The sequence below is a fragment of the Salinicola endophyticus genome (assembly GCF_040536835.1).
GTDB lineage: Bacteria > Pseudomonadota > Gammaproteobacteria > Pseudomonadales > Halomonadaceae > Salinicola > Salinicola endophyticus_A.
In genome coordinates, this window is record NZ_CP159578.1 from 657466 (window position 1) to 678403 (window position 20938).

Annotated in this window: 18 protein-coding genes; 9 read left to right on the forward strand and 9 right to left on the reverse strand. The window is 68.2% G+C overall.

Annotated elements, in window-relative coordinates:
* Nucleotides 1-49: 49 nt before the first annotated feature.
* The 4 genes from ABV408_RS03175 (at nucleotide 50) to ABV408_RS03190 (ending at nucleotide 3417) form a co-directional block, all read left to right on the forward strand.
* Complete coding sequence (locus tag ABV408_RS03175) at nucleotides 50-709, forward strand: SAM-dependent methyltransferase (RefSeq protein WP_353981025.1); 660 nt, start codon at nucleotides 50-52, stop codon at nucleotides 707-709.
* Nucleotides 710-777: 68 nt separating this feature from the next.
* Entirely contained in the window at nucleotides 778-2226 is a 1449-nt protein-coding gene (gene dacB / locus ABV408_RS03180; RefSeq protein WP_353981026.1) for a D-alanyl-D-alanine carboxypeptidase/D-alanyl-D-alanine-endopeptidase, read from the forward strand.
* A gap of 180 nt (nucleotides 2227-2406) precedes the next feature.
* Complete coding sequence (locus ABV408_RS03185; RefSeq protein ID WP_353981027.1) at nucleotides 2407-2859, forward strand: META domain-containing protein; 453 nt, start codon at nucleotides 2407-2409, stop codon at nucleotides 2857-2859.
* A 48-nt stretch (nucleotides 2860-2907) separates the two neighbouring features.
* Nucleotides 2908-3417 carry an N-acetyltransferase family protein gene (locus ABV408_RS03190; RefSeq protein ID WP_353981028.1) on the forward strand — a complete coding sequence of 170 codons (510 nt, stop codon included), beginning with the start codon at nucleotides 2908-2910 and terminating at the stop codon, nucleotides 3415-3417.
* Nucleotides 3418-3435: 18 nt separating this feature from the next.
* Here ABV408_RS03190 and ABV408_RS03195 read toward each other — a convergent pair whose 3' ends face one another.
* A complete protein-coding gene (locus ABV408_RS03195) occupies nucleotides 3436-3927 on the reverse strand; it encodes a hypothetical protein (RefSeq protein ID WP_353981029.1) in 492 nt (163 codons plus the stop codon).
* A 232-nt stretch (nucleotides 3928-4159) separates the two neighbouring features.
* Here ABV408_RS03195 and ABV408_RS03200 point away from each other — a divergent pair, with 232 nt between their 5' ends.
* On the forward strand, nucleotides 4160-4894 hold the full coding sequence (locus ABV408_RS03200) for a TSUP family transporter (protein ID WP_353981030.1): 735 nt from the start codon (nucleotides 4160-4162) through the stop codon (nucleotides 4892-4894).
* Nucleotides 4895-4908: 14 nt separating this feature from the next.
* On the opposite strand, the gene ABV408_RS03205 is transcribed toward ABV408_RS03200, so the two are convergent.
* On the reverse strand, nucleotides 4909-5832 hold the full coding sequence (locus ABV408_RS03205) for an AraC family transcriptional regulator (RefSeq protein ID WP_353981031.1): 924 nt from the start codon (nucleotides 5830-5832) through the stop codon (nucleotides 4909-4911).
* 249 nt (nucleotides 5833-6081) lie between these two features.
* Here ABV408_RS03205 and ABV408_RS03210 point away from each other — a divergent pair, with 249 nt between their 5' ends.
* The gene (locus ABV408_RS03210) at nucleotides 6082-7155 is read left to right on the forward strand and encodes an NAD(P)-dependent alcohol dehydrogenase (protein ID WP_353981032.1); all 1074 of its coding nucleotides are present in this window, start codon (nucleotides 6082-6084) and stop codon (nucleotides 7153-7155) included.
* 127 nt (nucleotides 7156-7282) lie between these two features.
* On the opposite strand, the gene ABV408_RS03215 is transcribed toward ABV408_RS03210, so the two are convergent.
* Entirely contained in the window at nucleotides 7283-8098 is an 816-nt protein-coding gene (locus tag ABV408_RS03215) for an acyl-CoA thioesterase II (RefSeq protein ID WP_353981033.1), read from the reverse strand.
* A gap of 139 nt (nucleotides 8099-8237) precedes the next feature.
* Here ABV408_RS03215 and tadA point away from each other — a divergent pair, with 139 nt between their 5' ends.
* The gene (gene tadA, locus ABV408_RS03220; protein ID WP_353981034.1) at nucleotides 8238-8705 is read left to right on the forward strand and encodes a tRNA adenosine(34) deaminase TadA; all 468 of its coding nucleotides are present in this window, start codon (nucleotides 8238-8240) and stop codon (nucleotides 8703-8705) included.
* Here tadA and ABV408_RS03225 read toward each other — a convergent pair.
* A complete protein-coding gene (locus ABV408_RS03225) occupies nucleotides 8700-10658 on the reverse strand; it encodes a diguanylate cyclase (protein ID WP_353981035.1) in 1959 nt (652 codons plus the stop codon). The genes tadA and ABV408_RS03225 overlap by 6 nt on opposite strands.
* Nucleotides 10659-10717: 59 nt before the next feature.
* Nucleotides 10718-12169: a membrane-bound lytic murein transglycosylase MltF gene (mltF, locus tag ABV408_RS03230; protein ID WP_353981036.1), complete on the reverse strand. Its 1452-nt coding sequence runs from the start codon at nucleotides 12167-12169 to the stop codon at nucleotides 10718-10720.
* Between the two features lie 266 nt (nucleotides 12170-12435).
* Here mltF and purL point away from each other — a divergent pair, with 266 nt between their 5' ends.
* Nucleotides 12436-16365 carry a phosphoribosylformylglycinamidine synthase gene (purL, locus tag ABV408_RS03235; RefSeq protein WP_353981037.1) on the forward strand — a complete coding sequence of 1310 codons (3930 nt, stop codon included), beginning with the start codon at nucleotides 12436-12438 and terminating at the stop codon, nucleotides 16363-16365.
* A gap of 89 nt (nucleotides 16366-16454) precedes the next feature.
* On the opposite strand, the gene ABV408_RS03240 is transcribed toward purL, so the two are convergent.
* The 4 genes from ABV408_RS03240 to ABV408_RS03255 all read right to left on the reverse strand — a co-directional run bounded on the left by ABV408_RS03240 (nucleotide 16455) and on the right by ABV408_RS03255 (nucleotide 19935).
* Nucleotides 16455-16688 (reverse strand): DUF2835 family protein, encoded by a 234-nt coding sequence (locus ABV408_RS03240; RefSeq protein ID WP_353981038.1) that lies wholly within the window; start codon nucleotides 16686-16688, stop codon nucleotides 16455-16457.
* An 84-nt stretch (nucleotides 16689-16772) separates the two neighbouring features.
* A complete protein-coding gene (gene msrQ / locus ABV408_RS03245) occupies nucleotides 16773-17411 on the reverse strand; it encodes a protein-methionine-sulfoxide reductase heme-binding subunit MsrQ (RefSeq protein WP_353981039.1) in 639 nt (212 codons plus the stop codon).
* The gene (gene msrP / locus ABV408_RS03250) at nucleotides 17411-18430 is read right to left on the reverse strand and encodes a protein-methionine-sulfoxide reductase catalytic subunit MsrP (RefSeq protein WP_353981040.1); all 1020 of its coding nucleotides are present in this window, start codon (nucleotides 18428-18430) and stop codon (nucleotides 17411-17413) included. The genes msrQ and msrP overlap by 1 nt, the downstream gene beginning before the upstream one ends.
* A 119-nt stretch (nucleotides 18431-18549) precedes the next feature.
* The gene (locus ABV408_RS03255; protein ID WP_353981041.1) at nucleotides 18550-19935 is read right to left on the reverse strand and encodes an SLC13 family permease; all 1386 of its coding nucleotides are present in this window, start codon (nucleotides 19933-19935) and stop codon (nucleotides 18550-18552) included.
* Between the two features lie 183 nt (nucleotides 19936-20118).
* Here ABV408_RS03255 and ABV408_RS03260 point away from each other — a divergent pair, with 183 nt between their 5' ends.
* Entirely contained in the window at nucleotides 20119-20928 is an 810-nt protein-coding gene (locus ABV408_RS03260) for a sugar phosphate isomerase/epimerase family protein (protein WP_353981042.1), read from the forward strand.
* Nucleotides 20929-20938: the final 10 nt, after the last annotated feature.

Consider the following 20938-nt stretch of genomic DNA (forward strand, 5'->3'; position numbering starts at 1 on the left):
TTTAGGGCTGTTAGACTGGCAGGTCTTTCCGAGCGTCAGTGTTTCTGCCATGCAATCGTCTTCGCGCGCCATCGTCAGCAATCAGAGTGGACCCCATCGCGACCTCGCGCGTCGCGTCGCGCGTGCCCGCGCCAGCGTCTGGCAGCGCCCGCCGGCCCAGCACACCCGCGACGCCTTCGAACGCGCCGCGGTCTGGCTCGCTGCCACTGGCAAGCCGCTGCTCCTCGATGCCGGCTGCGGCGTGGGGCTCTCCACCCGGCGCCTGGCGCTGACCCACCCCGACCACGCGGTGATCGGCGTCGACCGCAGCGAGCAGCGTCTCTCCCGCGATCATGGCGAGCTGCCGGCCAATGCGCTGCTGGTACGCGCCGACCTGGTCGACTTCTGGCGCCTGGCCCAAGAGACCGGCTGGCGCCCGGCGCGCCACTACCTGCTCTATCCCAACCCCTATCCCAAGAGCGCCCAGCTCAAGAAGCGCTGGCACGGCCATCCGGTCTTTCCCACCCTGGTCGCGCTGGGCGGGAGCCTGGAGCTGCGCTCCAACTGGGCGATCTACGTCGAGGAGTTCGCGCTGGCGGTAGAGACGCTGTGCGACCGGCGCGGTGAGTGGGGCGCGTTCAACCCCGGGGAGACGTTCCTGACCCCGTTCGAGCGCAAGTATGCCGAGAGTGGCCAGACGCTGTGGCGCTACGCGGTCGATCTCGACTAGTCTCGGTGCATCGGTTTTGACTGATGCTTCACCTCCTTTTTCTTTCACTCAGTGCGGACGTTCTCATCATGCGGCAAGCGTTGTATCGCGGTTTTCTGGCGTCATGTCTGGTCTCGCTCTCCACGCTCTCCCTGGCCGCACAGGCGGCGGGTTTCGACCATGTCGCCCAGCTCGCCGACAAGGGCTTTGCGATCAGCGCCCAGGCGCGTCTGCTGGGCAGTGGCGAGGTGCTCGGGGCGCTCGACCCCGACCGGGCGCTGTCGCCGGCGTCGGTGACCAAGCTCTACACCGCGGCCGCAGCGCTCGACCGCTGGGGCCCGCAGCACCGCTTCACCACCCGTTTCGTCTCGGTCGGCAGCGTCGACCCCAGCGGCACCCTGCATGGTGACCTGGTACTCGAGGGCGGCGGCGATCCGGCGCTCACCTCCGAGGAGCTGTGGCGGCTGATCCAGAAGCTGCGCGAGAGCGGCGTCAAGCGGGTCGACGGCCAGTTGGTGATCAGCCAGTGGCGCTTCGGGCCGGTGCGTTGCACCACCACCGACCGCTGCGAGACGCGCACCCGGGGCTCCAATGCCTACAGCGCGCTGCTGTCGTCGGCGGCGATCAACTACGGTAGCTGGTGCGCCACGGTGGCACCGGGGGCGGTGGGGCAGCCGGCGCGGATCACCAGCTGCGATACGGTGACGCCGACCCTGCGTGTCGACAACCAGGTGCGTACGGTCGCCGCCAACGGCTCGCTGAGCCTCTCCGCCGCGCGGGTCACCGACAGCCAGGGCGATACGCTCAAGGTCAGTGGCCAGATCCCGGCCGACAGCTTCCCCCAGGCGATCTACAAGGCCAGCTCCGACCCCGCCGACCAGACCGGCCAGACGCTGCTGGCGCTGCTGCAGCAGTCCGGGGTGGCGGTGAGCCGCGGCTATGCGGTGAGCCAGCAGCCGCCGCCGGTGACCGCCGCGCAGCTCGCCGCGGTCGAGGGCAAGCCGCTGCAGGAGCTGTTGCTGCGCACCCTCAACTACTCCAACAACTTCATGGCCGACACCCTGGCGATGGATCTCACCGTCGGTTCTCAGCAGCAGCTGGCGGACGCCGGGGCGATGCTCCAGCGCTTCGCCGCCGGTCTGCCCGGGCACGGTGCGGCGACGCTGAAGAGCGGCAGCGGCCTGACCCCGGAGAACCGCGTCTCGGCGCGCAGCGTGGATGCGCTACTGGCGGCGATGTACGCCAACGCCTCGCTGTTCCCCACCTTCGTCGCCGGCATGCAGGTGCCGACCAACGGGCCGATGCACTTCATCCGCCGCGGCAGCGAGGTGTTCCAGGATCACGTGATGCTCAAGACCGGGACTCTCAACGAGCCGGTCACGGTGCGCGCCGTCGCTGGCTACTTCCGCACCCGCGAGGGGCGCTGGGGCAGCTTCGCGGTGCTGATCAACGGCACCGCCTCCACCCCCTATCTCTCCTGGCGCGAGAGCCTGCCGCTGATCGCCGAGGATCTGACGGCGATGATCGAGCGCCACTGAAGGGCCACGGGCGTAACGCCGGCCGACCCCGGCGGTCACGCCGGACTCGGGGCCTGATTTGTCGACACCCGCACGGGGCACGAGTTGTCGACACTGGCCGAATCGGGCGAAGATGACCTCTTTGATTGGCGTGCCGTCGAGGCGGCGCGCCGTCCTATCCGTCGCCTGAGGTCTCTAGCCATGTTCACGCTGCCCAAGTCTCTGCGTTTCGCCCTGGCGGGGCTTGCCCTCGTCGGCTTGACCGGTCTGCTCACCGCCTGTGCCGGGCGTACCGCGCCCAGCGAGCCGCTGGTGGGCACTTACTGGCGTCTGGATAGCCTCGGTGGCGAGGCGGCGGTGGTGGGTGACCAGCAGCGCGAGGCGCATCTGGTGTTCAACGCCGCCGGCCACGTGCGCGGCTCGACCGGCTGCAATCGCTTGATGGGGCGCTACCAGCACACCGATGACGCGCTGAGCTTCTCGGCCCTGGGCACCACCCGCCGCGCCTGCAGCGGCCCGCTGCAGGCACAGGAGCAGGACTGGCTCGATGTGCTCTCGCGCACCCGGCATTTGGCGCGCAGCGGTGATCGGCTGGTGCTGGAAGATAGCCGCGAGCGTCCGCTGGCCACGCTGCAGGCGACGGCACTCTACTGACCCCGGTGGTGCGTCTATCCAATAACGATGATGGGAACGAGTGTCCGCATGACCCCGATCGAGTGCCAGTTCGATGCCCACGGCGACGCCGTGATGACGATCTTCAACGATGCCATTCTCAATACCACCGCGCTCTACGAGTATCAGCCGCGCACGCTGGATGTCGTCGCGCAGTGGTTTCAGACCAAGCACGCCAGTGACTGGCCGATCCTCGGCGTGTGCGACGATGCCAGCGGCCGGCTGATGGGCTTTGCCACCTACGGCCCGTTCCGGCCCCACGCCGCTTTCCGCTACTGCGTCGAGCACTCGGTCTACGTCGATCGCGACTATCGCGGGCGCGGCGTGGCGCGCTGCCTGATGGAGGCGCTGATCGCGCGCGCCGAGGCGCAGGGCTACCACAGCATGATCGGCGGCATCGACGCCACCAATGTCGCCAGCATCGCGCTGCACGAGCGCCTCGGCTTCAGCCACGCCGGCACCGTGCGCGAGGTGGGCTACAAGTTCGAGCGCTGGCTCGATCTGGCGTTCTACCAGCGCCTGCTGAGTTCACACGGATAGCGCTCCTGTGCGGGCCTCTCAGGGCGCCTTGTCAGGGGCGCCGGATGTTTCGGTCGCGGCATCGTCGGTTGCCGTGTCGTTGCTCCCGGCCCCATCGCTCTTGCTGGTGTCGTCAGCGGTATCCGTCGGCGCGTCGGGCAGAGCGTCCGGGCCCGCGGTGAGCTTGTCGGCCGGGGCGATGAAGACCTCCTGGCTGGCGCGCAGGTAGAGGCAGAGCTCCTGCCCCGCGCGGCCGTTCATGTGCTGCTGAGGGTAATGGCCCTGCAGCAGCAGGGCGGTGGTGCCGGCCTCGTCGTCGAACAGCACCGGCGCGCCGGCCGGTTCGGCGTCCGGGAACTGACTGGCGTCCGTGCACTGGGCGATCACATCGCGGGTCTGATCTTCCCAGGCCGCGGGGCTCGAGGCCTGGGCGGGCAGTGCGGTCAGTGCCAGCGAGGCCGTCAGGGCGATGGCCAGCGACGCCAGCGGGAAGCGGCAAAGCGGGTGCTGCGAGCGGGTGGGGCAGGGCATGCGGATCATCCTTCAGTTCAGTGAACAACTGCCGGCGCGCGAGGCCGGGCCGGGGCAGGACTATGGAAGCGCTGAATAAATCGCCGAACGAGATGAAGGGCAAGGCGCACGGAACGCAGAAGGCGAGACATAACATGGGGTTAGGCGAGTCTTCGAGTACCGCGCAACATAGCCATTCGCTCGTGCAGGCATTTATGCAGTGGTTCCTATCATTTGGGAGTATAGACCCTGCATGACCCTACCCATTTCTCTGCTGTTCCTGGGCGTGGTCTTCGCCACCTCGGTGCTCTCCGGTGTGTTCGGCATGGCCGGCGGGCTGATCCTGCTCGGCTTTCTGCTCGCCTGGCTGCCGGCGGCCACGGCGATCGCCGTGCACGGGGTGATCCAGCTCTCAGCCAACGCCTCGCGGGCGTGGCTGTCGCGCCACTTCATCGACTGGCGCATCGTCGGCGGTATTGCCATCGGGGTGGTGATCGCCGCGCTGGCGCTGGCGCTGGTGCGCTACCACCCCAGCGAGACGGTGGTGCTGATCGTGCTCGGGCTGATGCCGGTGCTGGTGTGGATCCCCAAGCGCTGGTTTCATCTGGATGTTTCACGCCCCGGGCACGCGGTGCTCTGCGGCGTGGTCTCCGGTGGCCTGACCATCGCCGTGGGGGTGTCGGGGCCGACCATCGATATCGGCTTCATTCGTACCCATCTCGACCGCCGCACGGTGGTCGCGAGCAAGGCGTCGATCCAGGTGATCGCGCACTCGCTAAAAATCGTCTTCTACTGGCAGGCCGCTGTCGCCATGGGCGCGGGCGAGTGGGGCTGGGTGCTGCTGGGGCTGCCGCTCGCCTTTCTCGGCACGCGCAGCGGTAATCTGGTCCTGACCCGGCTGAGCGACAGCGGCTTCCGCACCTGGACGCGCTGGATCGTCACTGTGGTCGGCGGCTACTACCTGATACGCGGATTGATGGGCCTCTGACCCCGGCCCGCGGCTTACCCGCGGGAGGGGCTGATACCGAAGTAGCGCTTGTACTCGCGGCTGAACTGGGACGTGCTGCGATAGCCCACCTCGCTGGCGGCGCGGGCCACGTTCATGCGCTGCTGAGCGAGCAGCGCCCGCGCCTTGAGCAGGCGCAGACGCTTGAGATACTGCAGCGGCGACTGCTGCGTGGTGCGCTTGAAGTGATGATGGAAGTGCGATGGGCTCATGTTGGCCTGGGCGGCCAAAGCCTCCACCGTCAGCGCGCTGGCGAAGTGGCGGTGCAGGTAGGTCAGGGCGTCGATGATCCGCGCGTACTGCCCCTGACGCTGCACCAACTGACGCAGCGAGGCGCCTTGGGGCCCGCGCAGCGCGGCGAACAGCACCTCCCTGACGCGCCCCGGGCCGAGCACCCGGCTCTCGGTGGCGTCGCCGAGACAGTCGACCAGGCGCAGCACGCACGCTTCCATGGTTGCATCCAGCGCCACCGCTGCCATCGGTGCCGGGTCGCCGAGTTCGCGCCCCGGGGCGGGAAGCTGCTGCACCAGCTCGCTGAGGGTGAGCGGATCGAAGGCGATATTGATCCCCAGCATCGGCGCGTTCTCCGGGGTGCGCGTTTCGCACTCGAACGGCATCGGCAGCGCCTGGACCAGATAGTTGCCCGGCCCGTAGTGGATCACGCGCTCGCCCAGATAGCCGATCTTGTCGCCCTGGGCGATGACGAAGATGCCCGGTTCGTAGATCAGCGGCGTGCGCGCACAGCTACAGCGTGAGGCGATCAGACGTACCCCCTCCACCGCGGTATCGATGAACCCTTCGCCGCTGACCAGCGGTGTGATCGCCTCGGCCAGCCGGCGCGCGGAGACCGCCTCGCTTGGCGTGGCGCCGGCCGGTGCGGCGGGCGCGCGATCGAGCAGTGGTGAGCGTGTGTCGAGCATCGGCGAGTCCCCTGCGCTGCGGTATCTGCTGGCCCGGCGAACCGAGCAATGGTTTTCCGGAGGGTTAAGTGTAGTTAGGTTTCGGGGTATTGTGCACGATTGTTACCACTGGTGTGCCAAAATCGGCTTTCCTTAAGCAGAATCTGGCAGACCTTCGGCAGAATCGAGCATGGCGGCGCGGCGCATGATGGACCACACTTTGCGCCGTTATTCACGGGTCGAGAGCGACCCCGGAAAAGGAGCTTTCCCATGAGCGATAAGATCTCGGCCAAAGGCTATGCCGCCCACTCCGACAGCACCCCGCTGCAGCTGTGGAACTTCGAGCGCCGTGCCCCGCGCCCCGATGACGTCTCCATCGAAATCCTCTACTGCGGCGTCTGTCACAGCGATCTTCACTTCGCCCGCGACGACTGGGGCATGGCCTCCTATCCGGTGATCCCGGGCCACGAGATCGTGGGGCGCGTCACCGCCGTGGGCGACGATGTCAGTCAGTACCAGGTCGGTGATCTGGTCGGCGTCGGCTGCATGGTCGACTCCTGCCGCGAGTGCAAGGCGTGCCAGGACGGTCTGGAGAACTACTGCGCCGAAGGTTTCGTGATGACCTACGGCAGCCCCGACAAGCACGACGGCACCCTGACCCAGGGCGGCTATTCGGACAAGGTAGTGGTCAGCGAGCGCTTCGTGGTGCGCATGCCCGACGGCATCGACCTGAAGTCCGCGGCGCCGATCCTGTGTGCCGGCATCACCACCTACTCGCCGCTCAAGCACTATGGCGTCAAGCCGGGTGACAAGGTCGGCGTGATCGGGATGGGTGGCCTGGGCCACATGGGCGTCAAGCTGGCCAAGGCGCTGGGTGCCGAGGTGACCCTGTTCACCCGCTCCGAGTCGAAGAAGGCCGAGGCCAAGAAGCAGGGCGCCGACCACGTGGTCATCTCCACCAGCGACGACGAGATGCAGGCGGTCGCCGAGACCTTCGACTTCATGCTCGACACGGTGCCGGTGCAGCACGACATCAACCCTTACCTGGAAGCGCTCAAGCCGGACGGCACGCACATCCTGGTGGGGCTGCTGGAGCCGATCGACCCGGCGATCTCCGGTGCCAACCTGGTGTTCCGTCGCCGTGTGCTCGCGGGTTCGCTGATCGGGGGCATGCCGGAAACCCAGGAAGTGCTCGATTTCTGCGCCGAGCACGGCATCACCTGCGACGTCGAGATGATCAATATCGATCAGATCAACGAGGCGTGGGAGCGCATGCAGAAAGGTGACGTCAAGTACCGCTTCGTCATCGACATGGCCTCGCTCAAGGATGCCGAGGCGGCCTGATCGCCTGGCTCTAGTCCTGGCTCTGGCCTCAGCCCAGAGCTGCCACGCGACCCGTACTCGGATAGCGTGAGCGTGCCAAGCGCGCGGCCTTCGGGGCGCGCGCTTTTGCGTTCGGCCGAGCGGCGCTTTAGTCTCCGCCGACCCGCACCATGCCCTCTTGCGCGGTGGAGGCGATCAGACGCCCCTGGGTGTCGTAGAAGCTGCCGCGGGCAAAACCGCGGGCGCCACCCGCCCAGGGGCTCTCCATCACGTAGAGCAGCCAGTCATCGAGCTTGGGGTCCTCATGGATCCACAGCGCGTGATCGAGGCTGGCGATGCGCAACCGCGGGTCGCCCAGGGTCACGTCGTGGGGCAGCAGGCTGGTCAGCAGCAGATTGAAGTCCGAACCGTAGGCGAGCAGATAGCGGTGCAGGGCCGGGTCGGCGGGCAGCTGCCCACCGGCGAGACGGAACCAGATCATCCGTGACGGCGGGCAATCATGGCGCTCCTCGACGGTGATGAACTCCACCGGGTGATTGCGAAAGCGCTGATGTACCGCCTCGCCACGCGCCAGCAGCGCCTCGGGATGGTCGATCTCGGGGGCGCTCGGCTGATGGTGGATGCCCTCCTCACGCCCCTGGAACGAGGCGCTGCAGAAGAAGATCGGCTGGCCTTTCTGGATCGCGGTGACGCGGCGGGTGGTGAAGCTGCCGCCGTCGCGCACGCGATCGACCGAGTAGACTACCGGCAGCGCGGCGTCGCCGCGGCGCAGGAAGTAGCCGTGCAGCGAGTGCAGGTAGCGATCCTCGGGCACGGTGCGGGTGGCGGCGGCGGCAGACTGTCCCAGCGCCTGGCCACCGAACAGCTGGGGCAGGCCCAGATCCTGACTCTGGCCGCGGAACAGGTTCTCTTCGAGAGCCTCGAGACCCAGCAGGGCGACGAGATCATCCAACGCTTGGCTCATTCGCGTATCCTTGCGTGCAGTAGTAGTGGCAGTTTTGATCGAACTAGTGGCGGTATCGACCAAAACGGTGGCAACGGTAATGACGGCTGACGTGCCCGCCCGGGCGCGCGCCGAGGGCGATCCAACGAGCGGGCAGCGCATGACCCAGAGTGACGAATTCTACATGCATCGGGCGCTGGAGCAGGCGCAACTGGCGCTGGCGGCGGGCGAGGTGCCGATCGGCGCGGTGGTGGTCGATGCCGCCGGCGAGTTGATCGGGCGCGGCTACAATCGCCCCATCGCCAGCCACGACCCCACCGCCCATGCCGAGGTCCAGGCGCTGCGTGATGCCAGCCTCACGCAGGCCAACTACCGCCTGGACGGCTGCAGCCTGTACGTCACCCTGGAGCCGTGCCTGATGTGCACCGGGGCGATGATCCACGCGCGCCTGGCGCGTCTGGTCTATGCCGCCGCCGAGCCCAAGGGCGGCATGGCCGAGTCGCGCGCCAACCTGTTCGCCCAGCCCTGGTTCAACCACCGTATCGAGGTCCGCGGTGGTGTGCTGGCGGCGCCGGCGCGGCGCCTGCTCAAGGGCTTCTTCCAGGCCCGTCGGGCGGGCGATTCATAGCGCCAGGCCGTCCATCTCGACCCGGTCGCGGCCTTTCTGCTTGGCTCGATAGAGCGACTCGTCGGCGGCCTGGAACAGCGCCTCGCGCTGCAGGGTGCCGCCGCTCGCCACGCTGACGCCGATGCTCAGCGTCACCGGCTGGCCGTCGGGTTGGACCAGCTCGGTGTCGGCCACCGCGAGGCGCAGCGACTCGGCCAGACGCTGCGCCTGCTGGCGGTCGCAACCGGGCACGCAGGCGACGAACTCCTCGCCGCCGTAGCGTGCGAAGATACCGCCGGCGGCCTCGATCGGGTCACGGCAGCACGCCGCTACGGTGGCCAGATAGCGGTCGCCGGCGAGATGGCCGAAGTGGTCGTTGACGCGCTTGAAGTGGTCCAGATCGCAGATCATCAGCGCCAGCGGCAGCGCCTGTTGGTGCTCGTCCAGCCAGGTCATCAGGTGACGCCGGTTGGGCAGCTGGGTCAGTTCATCGTGGCGCGCCAACCACTCGATCTCGCTCTGCAGCCGCTCGCGCTGGGCGATCTCGTGGCGCAGCGAGTCGTTGGCCTGGCTGGCGAGACGATGCTGCTGGGCCAGCCGGCGATAGACGTAGAGCACCATGTAGACCAGGTAGGCGAGCACCAGGCCGAACACCAGCGTGATCTCTGGCACCCGATCGCGCTGACGCAGCAGCAGATCGAGATCGGGCTGCACGCTGAGCGTCAGCGTATCGGCGCCGACCCGCACCGGGCGCTGGTAGCGCCAGTCCGAGAGGTTGGCCAATGGGCCGCCGTGGAAATAGACCTGCTGGTGGTCGAGCACCATGATCGCGCGATCGCTGCTGTAGTTCTTGCGCAGCAGCGACTTGAGCAGGTTGTCGACACTGACCACCATACCCACCGCCCCCAGCAGCTCACCATCGACGATATTGCGCACCGGCAGATAGCTGATCACGCCGCGCCCCCCCTGGAGGAAGTCGATGATCCCGGTCTGCCCCTCGATGCCGTAGACCAGCGGCCGGTCGAGCACTGCGTTGGTCTCGAGCTGGCGGCGGTAGAGGTTGATCCCGAGCAGGGCCTGATTGCCGCGCATGGGATAGATGCGCAGCACCTCGCCGTCGCGATCGATGAAGGCGATGTTGCGGAAGTAACCGAAATCCTCGTAATAGCGCTTGGCCTGGCGCTCCCACTCGGAGCGTGTGGGAATCTGCCCGAGCATGTCCCAGAAGCTGGCGAAGCGGCGCATCGCCTTGAGATGGGCATCGGTCTCCGTGGCGAGCAGAGTGGCGATGCGGTCGCCGTCATTGGCGATCTGGGCGAACAGCCGGTCATTGTCGTTCTGGCGCTGCTGCTGCCAGCCGAACAGCACGACCAGCATGATCGCACCGGCGATCGCCAGCGGCGGCAGAATACGCTGCCAGTAACGCAGCAATGGTTCCACCAGGTGTGCCAGCTGGCCCCCCCAGAGCAGCCAGAGCGCCGCCAGCAGCGCCGGCGGTGCCCCGATCAGCGCGCTCGCATGGGGCGGGTCGGGCAGCAGTGTGCGCGCGCTCAATAGCGCGGTGCAGCCGGCGACGAGCAGCAGCAGTGCCGGCGAACCCAGCCCCAGCCGGCTGAGCAGCAGCAGGTTGAGTATCAGCGTGAACAGCGCGGCCAGCGCCAGCGGCGAGGGACGCACCTGGTAGAGGGTCAAGCCACCCGGCAGATGGTCGACCCAGCCCTGCCAGGTGCTGGTGGCGACCCAGTTCTCGCTGAGCATGAAGCTGGCGAGCGCGCCGAGTGTCACCAGCGCGGTGGGAATCAGCAGCCAGCGGCTGAGAATGAGCCAGCGCTGCCAGGTGAACCACTGACCCAGCGCCAGCAGGCCCAGCAGCGGCGCCAGCACCCAGCGCTGGGCAGGATCTTCGCCCGACCAGAGTGTCCAGACGATGAACGGCAGGCTCAGGTAGAGCATGAGACTGGACACCAAGGGCATAGGCGATCGACGGCTCCTCGAGGCGCAGCCACAGAGTTCGTGGCTGCACCGGCCACGACTTACATCAGGGGCGTGACGATTTCCAGCGGGGTCATGGTGTCGCTGTCCAAGGTGCGCTGGCCCAACTGATCGAACTGCTGCTGGCTGCGATTGACGTACTTCAATATTTCGTAATAGCGGCGCACGTTACGCACGTAGATCACCGGCTCCCCGCCCCGAGCATACCCATGGTTGGCTTGCGAATACCACTCGCGCTGCTGCAGTAGCGGCAGCGCCTCGCGCACGTCGAGCCAGCGGTCAGGGTCGCCGCCGCGCTGGGCGGCGATATCACGGGCATCGAAGAGGTGGCCAAGCCCCACGTTATAGGCCGCCAGTGCCATCCAGGTGCGGTCGGGCTCAGGGATCGAGGCGTCCAGGCGGTCGCGTACGTGGCGCAGGTAGCGCGCGCCGCCGTCGACGCTCTGACGCGGGTCCAGGCGGTTGTCGATGCCGATCTCGTCGGCGGTGGGGCGGGTCAGCATCATCAGGCCGCGCACCCCGGTGGGCGAAGTGGCATCCGGCTTCCAGTGAGACTCCTGATAACCCAGCGCGGCGAGCAGACGCCAGTCGAAGCCGGTATCCCGCGCGGCTTCCTTGAAATAGGGCACGAAACGCGGCAGGCGGTTGCGGACATGGCGAATGAACAGGCGTGCGCCGACGTATTCGAGATAGTCGTCGTGGCCGAAGTAGCGTCCGATCAGCTCGTCGAGATCGCCACTACGCCGCTGTGCGGCGATGAAGCGGTTGGCCGCTTGCTGCAGGGCCAGCGGCTGGCTGGCGGAGAAGGCCCAGACCAGTGTCAGCGGCTTGCCCAGCGTAAAACCGCGCTCGACGTTGGGGAAGAACAGCCGGTTGAGCTTGAACTGATGGGTATAGACCACCGCGGCGTCGAGATCATCGCGCTCGACCATCTCCAGCAGGTCGGCGATGGCCAGGTCGTCGGCCTCGCGCCAGCCCAGCCCGGGCAGGTTCTGCTGCTGGGCGCGCAGCGCCGCGGCGTTGCCGGAGCCGGCGATCACCCCGATCCGCAGGTTGAGCAGATCGTCGAGACTGCGCACCGGCGGCAGCCCTCGGCGATAGACCACCAGCGGCTGCAGGGTCAGGATCGGCTGGCTGTAGCGCAGCCCGCTGCGGCGCTGATCGAGGGTCAGCGCCGCAGCGCCGAGGTCGGCCTCGCCCTGGCGCACATCGTCGAGCACGTCATTGATGCGGCTATCGTTCTTGACCGCCAGGCTGACCCCCAGCGAATGGGCGAAGCGCCGTACCAGCTCGTACTCGAAGCCGGTCGGCCCATGGCCGCCCTGATAGAACGTGATCGGGCCATTGCGGGTGGCGACCTGCAGGAAGTCGCGCTGACGGATCGAATCGAGTCCGTCGCCCAGGCGTGGCAGCAGCTCGGCGGGACACAGCAGGGTGGCCATGGCCAGCAGTACCGTCAACGCAGCACGCAGGCGCTTTGAGAGATGGAGCATGCGGGAGGGATCGGTCACGGCATGACGCCACACCATAGCCGCCCGCGGCGCCGATGTCATCTCCTGGCGGAGACTTCGACGGGCGCTAATCAAGAGGCTTGCCACGCTGTGTGCGCTTTGGGCGTCGCCCGCGGTGCGGGCTTAGCGAGCGGCGCCGCTTTCCAGTATCATGGCGCCCTGATTCGGCCGCGCTGCCCCGATTCGCCCGATCGATCCGCGCTCAGACAGCCACGCGATCCCTGACCGTCCTGGAGGCTTTCCTCGCCATGCTCGAATTGCAAGGCGCTCCCGCGCTATCTGCATTCCGTCACGCCAAGCTGCTCGCCGACCTGCGCGACGCGGTGCCCGAAGTCGAGACCCTCGAAGCCCACTATGTCCACTTCGTCGACCATCGCGGCGATCTCGACGCCGCCGCCCGCGACACGCTCGAGCGGCTGCTCGACTATGGTCATGGCACGCTGGCGGAGCGCGATGCGCCGGCGGGCAACGACGCCGCGGCGCACGGCCACCGCTTTCTGGTGGTGCCGCGGATCGGCACCATCTCGCCGTGGTCGTCCAAGGCCACCGATATCGCGCACAACTGCGGCCTGACCCAGGTCGCCCGGCTCGAGCGCGGTATCGACTATCGCGTGACCTTCCGCCAGGCGCCCCAGGCCGAGGCCTTCGCCGCGCTGGTCGCGTGTCTGCACGATCGCATGACCGAGAGCGTGCTGCAGGACGCCAGCGATGCCGCCAAGCTGTTCTCGCAGCAGGCGCCGGTGCCGCTGGCCACGGTCGACGTGATCGGCGGCGGGCGCCCGGCGCTGGCCGCCGCCAACGGCGAGCTGGGGCTGGCCCTGGCCGACGACGAGATCGACTACCTGGTCACGGCCTTCGGCGAGCTCGGGCGCAACCCGACCGACGTCGAACTGATGATGTTCGCCCAGGCCAACTCCGAGCACTGCCGTCACAAGATCTTCAATGCCGACTGGGTGATCGACGGCGAGGCGCAGAGCCACTCGCTGTTCAAGATGATCAAGAACACCTTCGAGCAGTCCAGCGACAAGGTGCTCTCGGCCTACAGCGACAACGCCGCGATCATCGAGGGCAGCCGCGCCGGACGCTTCTTCCCGGCGCCCGAGACCCAGGTCTACGCCGCGACCCAGGAGCCGATCCACATTCTGATGAAGGTGGAGACCCACAATCACCCCACCGCGATCGCCCCGCACCCGGGCGCGGCCACGGGTGCCGGCGGCGAGATCCGCGACGAGGGCGCCACCGGCCGCGGCGGCAAGCCCAAGGCTGGGCTGACCGGCTTCACCGTCTCCAACCTGCGCATCCCCGAGTTCGTGCAGCCGTGGGAAGCCTTCGACTACGGCAAGCCCGAGCGCATCCAGTCGGCGCTCGACATCATGCTCGAGGGGCCGATCGGCGGCGCGGCGTTCAACAACGAGTTCGGCCGCCCCAACCTCAACGGCTTCTTCCGTACCTTCGAGCTCGACGCCGTGGGGGCGGCGGGTATCGAGCGTCGCGGTTACCACAAGCCGGTGATGCTGGCCGGCGGCTACGGCAACGTGCGTGACGCCCACGTGCTCAAGGGCGAGATCCCTGTCGGCGCCAAGCTGATCGTGATGGGCGGGCCGGCGATGCTGATCGGCCTCGGCGGCGGTGCGGCGTCGTCGATGGCCTCGGGTTCCTCCAGTGAGGATCTCGACTTCGCCTCGGTGCAGCGCGACAACCCCGAGATCGAGCGCCGCGCCCAGGAGGTGATCGACCGCTGCTGGGCCTTGAACGAAGCCAACCCTATTGCCTTCATCCACGACGTCGGCGCCGGCGGGCTCTCCAATGCGCTGCCGGAGCTGGTCAAGGATGGCGGCCGCGGCGGGCTGTTCGATCTGCGCGCGGTGCCCAACGCCGAGCCCGGCATGAGCCCGCTGGAGATCTGGTGCAACGAGGCCCAGGAGCGCTATGTGCTGGCTGTGACGCCGGAGCAGCTCGAGGTTTTCGATGCCATCTGCCAGCGTGAGCGCTGCCCCTACGCGGTGGTCGGCGAGGCCACCGAGGCGCACCATCTGAGCGTGCGCGACGGCCAGTTCGAGGCCGACCCGGTGGATCTGCCGATGAGCGTGCTGTTCGGCAAGCCGCCCAAGATGCAGCGCAGCTTCGAGCGTCACACGCTCAACCTGCCCGGCCTGGGGCTCGACAACCTCGACCTGCGCGAAGCGCTGGACCGGGTGCTGCGGCTGCCCACGGTGGCCTCGAAGAGCTTTCTGATCACCATCGGCGACCGCTCGATCACCGGCCTGGTGGCACGCGACCAGATGGTCGGGCCGTGGCAGGTGCCGGTGGCCGACTGCGCGGTCACCACCGCCAGCTTCGACACCCACGCCGGAGAGGCGATGGCCACCGGCGAGCGTCCGCCGGTGGCGCTGATCGATCCGGCGGCGAGCGCCCGTCTGGCGGTGGCCGAGACCATCACCAACCTGGCAGCGGCGCCGATCGCTGCGCTCTCCGACGTCAAGCTCTCCGCCAACTGGATGAGCGCCGCCGACCATGTCGGCGAGAACCAGGCGCTCTACGATGCCGTGCATGCCGTGGGTATGGAGCTGTGCCCGGCCCTGGGCATCGCCGTGCCGGTGGGCAAGGACTCGATGTCGATGCGCACCGCCTGGCAGGCCGATGACGAAGACAAGAGCGTCACCGCGCCGCTGACGCTGGATATCACCGGCTTCGCCCCGGTCACCGATGCGCTGGCGACGCTGACCCCGCAGCTGCGTCTCGACCAGGACGAGAGCGATCTGATCCTGATCGATCTGGGTCGCGGCCAGAACCGCCTCGGCGGCTCGGCGCTGGCCCAGGTCTACGGTCAGGTCGGCAACGTCTGCCCGGATCTCGACGAGGCCGAGGATCTGGTGGCGTTCTTCAACGTCATCCAGGGCCTCAACGCCGACGGCAAGCTGCTGGCCTATCACGACCGCAGCGATGGCGGGCTGATCGTGACCCTGCTGGAGATGGCCTTTGCCGGCCACGGCGGGCTGGAGATCAAGCTCGACTGGCTCACCGACGACGCGGTGGGTGCGGTGGACGCGCTGTTCGCCGAGGAGCTGGGGGCGGTGATCCAGGTCAACCGCCGCGATACCGAGTTCGTGCTGGCGCAGTTCGCCGCTGCGGGTATCGACACCTGCGGCGTGATCGCGCGCCCGCGCTACGACGATCAGGTGCGCATCACACTGTTCGAAGAGCCACTGCTCGAGACCACCCGGGCCATGGCCCAGCGCACCTGGGCGGAGACCAGCTACCGCCTGCAGGCGCTGCGCGACAACCCGGAGAGCGCCAAGAGCGAGTTCGACGGCCTGCTCAACCTGCGCGATCCGGGGCTCTCCGCCAACCCCACCTTCGACGTCGACGACGATGTCGCCGCGCCCTTCATCAACCAGGGCGTGCGCCCGCGGGTCGCCATCCTGCGCGAGCAGGGGGTCAACGGCCACGTCGAGATGGCGGCGGCCTTCGACCGCGCCGGCTTCGAGGCGGTCGACGTGCACATGAGCGACATCCTCGCCGGGCGCATTACCCTCGACGACATGAAAGGACTGGTCGGCTGTGGCGGCTTCTCCTACGGCGACGTGCTCGGCGCCGGCGGTGGCTGGGCCAAGTCGGCGCTCTACAACCCGCGGGCGCGTGATCAGTTCGCCGCCTTCTTCGCCCGCGAGGACACCTTCGGGCTCGGCGTGTGCAACGGCTGCCAGATGTTCTCGCAGCTCAAGGAGCTGATCCCCGGGGCCGAGCGCTGGCCGCGCTTCGTGCGCAATCACTCCGAGCAGTTCGAGGCGCGCGTGTCGATGGTCAAGGTCGAGCAGACCCCCTCGATCCTGTTCGCCGGCATGGCCGGTTCGACCCTGCCGGTGGCGGTGGCCCACGGCGAAGGCCGGGCGCTGTTCGCCGACAGCAGCCATCTGCGCGGCATGCAGGGCAGCGGTCAGATCGCGCTGCGCTACGTCGACAACGACGGCCAGGTGACCACCCGCTACCCGGCCAACCCCAACGGCTCGCCCTCCGGGGTGACCGGGCTGACCACGCCGGACGGGCGCGTCACCATCATGATGCCCCACCCGGAGCGGGTCGCGCGTGCGGTCACCAACTCCTGGCGGCCGGCCGACTGGACCCAGGACGGCGCCTGGATGCGGCTGTTCCGAAATGCGCGGGTGTGGGTGGGCTAATCCACGCGCCCGCGTAGCGCTCGACGCGAAAAAGCCGGCTGGCCCTCAGGGCAGGTCGGCTTTTTTTATTGGCCCGCGTTCCGAATCGGCTAGCGCCGCATGGCGTCCAGCGGCACGATGGCGGTGAAACGCCCATGCCCATCGAAATACAGCCGAAAGTGGCCGTGCACGCCGTCATGGCTCACCAGGCGATGCAGGGCGCGGGCAGGAAAGCGCACCCGCCGCCCATCGAGGGTGTAGGTCTGGATGCTCTCCACCGCGCCGGCGTAGTAGCTTCGGCACTGGTCGAGGCTGAGAGAGAGCGTGATATCGACGCTGGGCATGGAGGGTTCGGGAATCCACTGACACCTGGGCGCAGCGTGCCTCAAGCGCGGCCGCCGGGCAATGCCGTGCCGGCGGCCGGTGGCTCAGCCAGGCTGGCGGTGCTCGCGCTTGATCTGCTGGCGCAACCGGGGCAGCTGGCGTGAAACCGGCGGCAGGCGCAGCAGCATTAGGCCGGCGCCGATCGCGGCATACAGGCTCCACTCGCCGAGGTCGGCACGCACCACCCAGAAGAAGTGCAGCAGGCCCAGCGCCAGCACCAGGTAGACGACCTTGTGCAGTGTCTTCCAGCGCTTGCCGAGCTTGCGCATCGAGGCCCGGTTGGAGGTCACCCCCAGCGCCACCAGGCCCAGCAGCGCCAGCATACCGACGATGATATAGGGGCGGCGGACGATCTCGCTGCCCAGCCTGCTGAGGTCGAGGCCGAGAATGAACAGCGCATAGCAGAGCAGGTGAGCCACCGCGTAGGCCAGGGTCCACAGCCCCAGCTGGCGTCGGATCAGGGCGAAGCCCTTCCAGCGGGTGAGTTTGCTGAGCGGGGTCAGGCTCAGGGTGGCGAACAGCATCCACAGTGTGCCCTGGCCGATATTGAGCAGCAGGTAGCGCCCAGGCTCCGGGCCGGCGGCATTGAGCGCGACCTGATAGCTCCAGTAGAGCAGCGGCGTCAGGGCCAGACAGAAGACCGCGACGCGCCACAGCGTCAGCGTAGAGCGCGATGAGGCCATCAGAACTGCTTCCTCAGGTCCATGCCGCTATACAAACTCGCCACCTGGTCGGCGTAGCCGTTGAACATCCGGGTATCGATGATGTTTGGGTTGAACAGGCTATTGGGCAGGCGCCGTTCGGTGGCCTGGCTCCAGCGCGGGTGGTCGACCTGGGGATTGACGTTGGCATAGAAGCCGTACTCGTCGGGGGCGATCGCCTGCCACGAGTTGACCGGCTGCTCGCTCACCAGCGAGATGCGCACGATCGATTTGATGCTCTTGAAGCCGTACTTCCAGGGCACCACCAGGCGCAGCGGGGCGCCGTTCTGGTTGGGCAGCTCGCGCCCGTACATGCCTACCCCGAGCAGCGTCAGCGGATGCATCGCCTCGTCCAGACGCAGACCCTCGGTATAGGGCCAGTCGATCAGCGCAAAGGCGGAGTCCTGCCCCGGCATCTCCTGGGGGCGCACCAGGGTCTCGAAGCGCACGTACTTGGCCTTGGCGGTGGGCTTGGCGCGGGCGATCACGTCGCCCAGCGGAATCCCCAGCCACGGGATCACCATCGACCACGCCTCGACGCAGCGCAGGCGATAGATGCGCTCTTCGAGCCGCGACGGGGTGATCAGGTCCTCCAGCGCCACGCGTCCGCCGTTGTCGACTTCGCCGTCGATCACCACGCTCCACGGCTGGGTGGTGAGCGAGCCGGCGCGCTTCGACGGGTCGCCCTTGCCGGTGCCGAACTCGTAGAAGTTGTTGTAGGCCGAGGCGTCCTGGTAGGGGGTGAGCTTGTCCAGCTTGGGGTCCTGGGGTACCACCGCATCCCATTTGGCGCGCTCGATCTCGCCGGCGAGCCAGGCGGGCGGGTCACCGGCGGGCACGTCGGCGTAGTCCGCGGGCGCTGCCAGCGCGCGCCCGGAGAGCGCCAGGCCCGCGCCTACCCCGGCCAGGCCGCCGAGAAAGCGCCTGCGCGACAGGTAGACCGACTCGGGGGTGACGTTCGACTCGCGCAGGTCGCCGGGGCGGGTAATCTTGATCAGCATCGCGGGTTCTCCCTGTTCTGGCGCATCACTCGCGCTGGCCGGCCGTTCGCCGAGCCTCGAAAGCGCTTACGCAGGCTGGCGGCGCCTGGATGCAGCCGCGTGCAGTTGGGTCAGCGCCGTCAGAAAGCGCCCAGCCACCGCCACCAAAGATAGTCCAGCGGCCACAGCAGCACGACGGTGATCAGCGCCAGCGGCAGCGTGACGCGAATGGCGTGGCGCAGATTCACCCGGGCGGCGAGCAGGCCGACGATCAGCGGCGGCGACTGATACGGCAGCACGATGGTCGAGAAGCCGAGCACCTGGATCATCACCGCCGCCTGGGGCGACCAGCCGGTGACCTCGGCCAGCTGCGGTGTCAGCGGGGTCATCACCGCGGGAATGCCCGGCAGCGTCGCCAGCATCCCCAGCAGCGTGGAGAGACCGGCGAGCCAGCCGAAGTTGCCGGCATCCGCGCCGGGGGCCAGCGGCAGCACGTTCAGCAGGTAGCCGGCGAGCGCGGCGCCGACGCCGCTGGCGTGGGCCAGGGCGCCGAGGCTGACGATACCGGCGACATACAGAAACGGCTCCAGGTTCATCTGCGCCAGCGGCTTGGGCGGCAGCAGGCCGCTACCGGGGTAGAGGCATACCAGCGCTACCAGCATGCCGATCCAGGCCGGCGAGATACCGTGCCAGGCGTCGGTCATCCACATCACCACGGCGAATGCCAGCAGCCCTATCATGATCAGATTGGGGCGTCCCTCGGGGGCTGTCGGTGGTGCCGATGACGCCTGATGCGGACCCGGTGCGGCGGCGGGGAACAAGCGCAGGATCAGCCCCAGCAGCAGTAGCCACTTGAGCAGGCCCAGCACCGGGAAGTGGAGCAGGAAGTAGTGACCGTAGCTGGGCGAGAAGCCGAGCACCGCCTCGCTGGTGCCCATCAGCACGTTGTTGGGCACGTTGGCCGGGAGGATGGCGAAGGCGGGCAGAAAGCTCGACATGATGCCGCTGAGCAGAAAGCCGCTGCGTGCCGGGTCACCGGGCGCGTAGCCCAGGCGTTCGACCAGGGTCAGCATGATCGGCGTCAGCAGCAGGATGCGCCCCATCGAGGAGGGCATCACGAACGATGCCAGCAGTGCGGCGAGGCCGATACCGAACACCGCCTGCGGATAGCCCGAAGCGAGATAGGGGCCGAGCCGGATGGCCGCGCGCTCGCCCAGCCCGGTGTGATTGATCGCCGCGCCGATCACCATGCCCGAGAACACCAGCCAGGTCGCCGCCGACTCGAAGCCCGAGAAGGCCACCGCCGCGGGGGTGACCTTGGCCGCCATGCACAGGGTGAAGAACACCAGCGCGGTGAGCCACTGCGGCAGCCACCCGGTGGCCCACAGGCCGATCCCCAAGCCCACCACCATGGTCGCCCGGGTCAGCGGCGCAAGGCCCGCGCCCAGCAGCAGCGTGAAGATGACGACAACGGCGAGCGCGGCGACGGCGTGACGCCACGCCAGCGACGGACGAGCAGGGGACATGCGGGGCTCCTGGGCAGTACGGACACGAGGCGGCGGGCAGTATATCAGCCCCCAGGGGGCGAACCGCGCCCACCTCCAAGCCCTCGTCCGCGCTAGCGGCTACGCTGATAGCCTGGGCGCCGGCGGTGTCACTGGCGGAGGCCCTGCGTCATACCGGAAATAGCTGTCACGGGAGGAGAGTGCATGCGTGCCATGGCCACGCTGTGTCTGAGCGGCGAACTGATGAGCCGGCTGGAGGCGATCGCTCGGGCCGGTTTCGGCGGCGTCGAGATCTTCGCCGAGGATCTGCAGCGCGACACCCACAGCGCGCGGCGGATCGGCGAACACTGCCACGATCTCGGGCTCACGGTGGTCGCCCTGCAGCCGTTCCGCGACGCCGAAGGGCTCAGCGGAGAGGCGCACCGGCGCATGCTCGAACGCGCCGAGCGCCACTTCGACACGCTTGCCGACCTGGGTGGCACGCAGCTGCTGGCGGCCAGCACCACGCTGACCGAGGCGCGCCCCGAGCTGACGGCGGCGGCCGACAGCCTGGGCGAGCTGGCCGAACGGGCGGCCACGCGCGGCATGACCATCGCCTATGAGGCGTTGTGCTGGGGCCGGCATGTCAACGACTATCGCCAGGCGTGGGAGGTGGTCAGACTGGCCGACCATCCGGCGCTGTCGCTGGTGCTCGACAGCTACCACGTGCTGGCCCTGGGGCTGGAGCTGGAGACTCTGGCCGGGCTGCCGGCATCACGGATCGGGCTGGTGCAGCTGGCCGACGCGCCGGCGCCGCTGCGCGAGGACCTGCAGACGGTGAGTCGCCACCGGCGTGCCTTCCCCGGCGAGGGGGAGCTCGAGGTCGAGCGTTTCATCGCCGCGCTGGCGCGCACCGGCTATGCCGGGCCGATCTCACTGGAGGTGTTCAGCGACGTGCTCGGGGTGATGCCCACCGGGATGACCGCGCTGGCCGGCTGGGAGCGGCTCGACCGCGCGCTGCGGGCAGTCGGCTGAGTGCAGCGGG

Coding starts and splice junctions, on each gene's coding strand:
- ABV408_RS03190 (WP_353981028.1), top strand. CDS start 2,908: ATGACCCCGATCGAGTGCCAGTTCGATGCCCACGGCGACGCCGTGATG.
- dacB (WP_353981026.1), top strand. CDS start 778: ATGCGGCAAGCGTTGTATCGCGGTTTTCTGGCGTCATGTCTGGTCTCG.
- ABV408_RS03210 (WP_353981032.1), top strand. CDS start 6,082: ATGAGCGATAAGATCTCGGCCAAAGGCTATGCCGCCCACTCCGACAGC.
- purL (WP_353981037.1), top strand. CDS start 12,436: ATGCTCGAATTGCAAGGCGCTCCCGCGCTATCTGCATTCCGTCACGCC.
- msrQ (WP_353981039.1), bottom strand. CDS start 17,411: ATGGCCTCATCGCGCTCTACGCTGACGCTGTGGCGCGTCGCGGTCTTC.
- msrP (WP_353981040.1), bottom strand. CDS start 18,430: ATGCTGATCAAGATTACCCGCCCCGGCGACCTGCGCGAGTCGAACGTC.
- ABV408_RS03185 (WP_353981027.1), top strand. CDS start 2,407: ATGTTCACGCTGCCCAAGTCTCTGCGTTTCGCCCTGGCGGGGCTTGCC.
- ABV408_RS03195 (WP_353981029.1), bottom strand. CDS start 3,927: ATGCCCTGCCCCACCCGCTCGCAGCACCCGCTTTGCCGCTTCCCGCTG.
- ABV408_RS03215 (WP_353981033.1), bottom strand. CDS start 8,098: ATGAGCCAAGCGTTGGATGATCTCGTCGCCCTGCTGGGTCTCGAGGCT.
- tadA (WP_353981034.1), top strand. CDS start 8,238: ATGACCCAGAGTGACGAATTCTACATGCATCGGGCGCTGGAGCAGGCG.
- ABV408_RS03175 (WP_353981025.1), top strand. CDS start 50: ATGCAATCGTCTTCGCGCGCCATCGTCAGCAATCAGAGTGGACCCCAT.
- mltF (WP_353981036.1), bottom strand. CDS start 12,169: ATGCTCCATCTCTCAAAGCGCCTGCGTGCTGCGTTGACGGTACTGCTG.
- ABV408_RS03200 (WP_353981030.1), top strand. CDS start 4,160: ATGACCCTACCCATTTCTCTGCTGTTCCTGGGCGTGGTCTTCGCCACC.
- ABV408_RS03255 (WP_353981041.1), bottom strand. CDS start 19,935: ATGTCCCCTGCTCGTCCGTCGCTGGCGTGGCGTCACGCCGTCGCCGCG.
- ABV408_RS03240 (WP_353981038.1), bottom strand. CDS start 16,688: ATGCCCAGCGTCGATATCACGCTCTCTCTCAGCCTCGACCAGTGCCGA.
- ABV408_RS03205 (WP_353981031.1), bottom strand. CDS start 5,832: ATGCTCGACACACGCTCACCACTGCTCGATCGCGCGCCCGCCGCACCG.
- ABV408_RS03225 (WP_353981035.1), bottom strand. CDS start 10,658: ATGCCCTTGGTGTCCAGTCTCATGCTCTACCTGAGCCTGCCGTTCATC.
- ABV408_RS03260 (WP_353981042.1), top strand. CDS start 20,119: ATGCGTGCCATGGCCACGCTGTGTCTGAGCGGCGAACTGATGAGCCGG.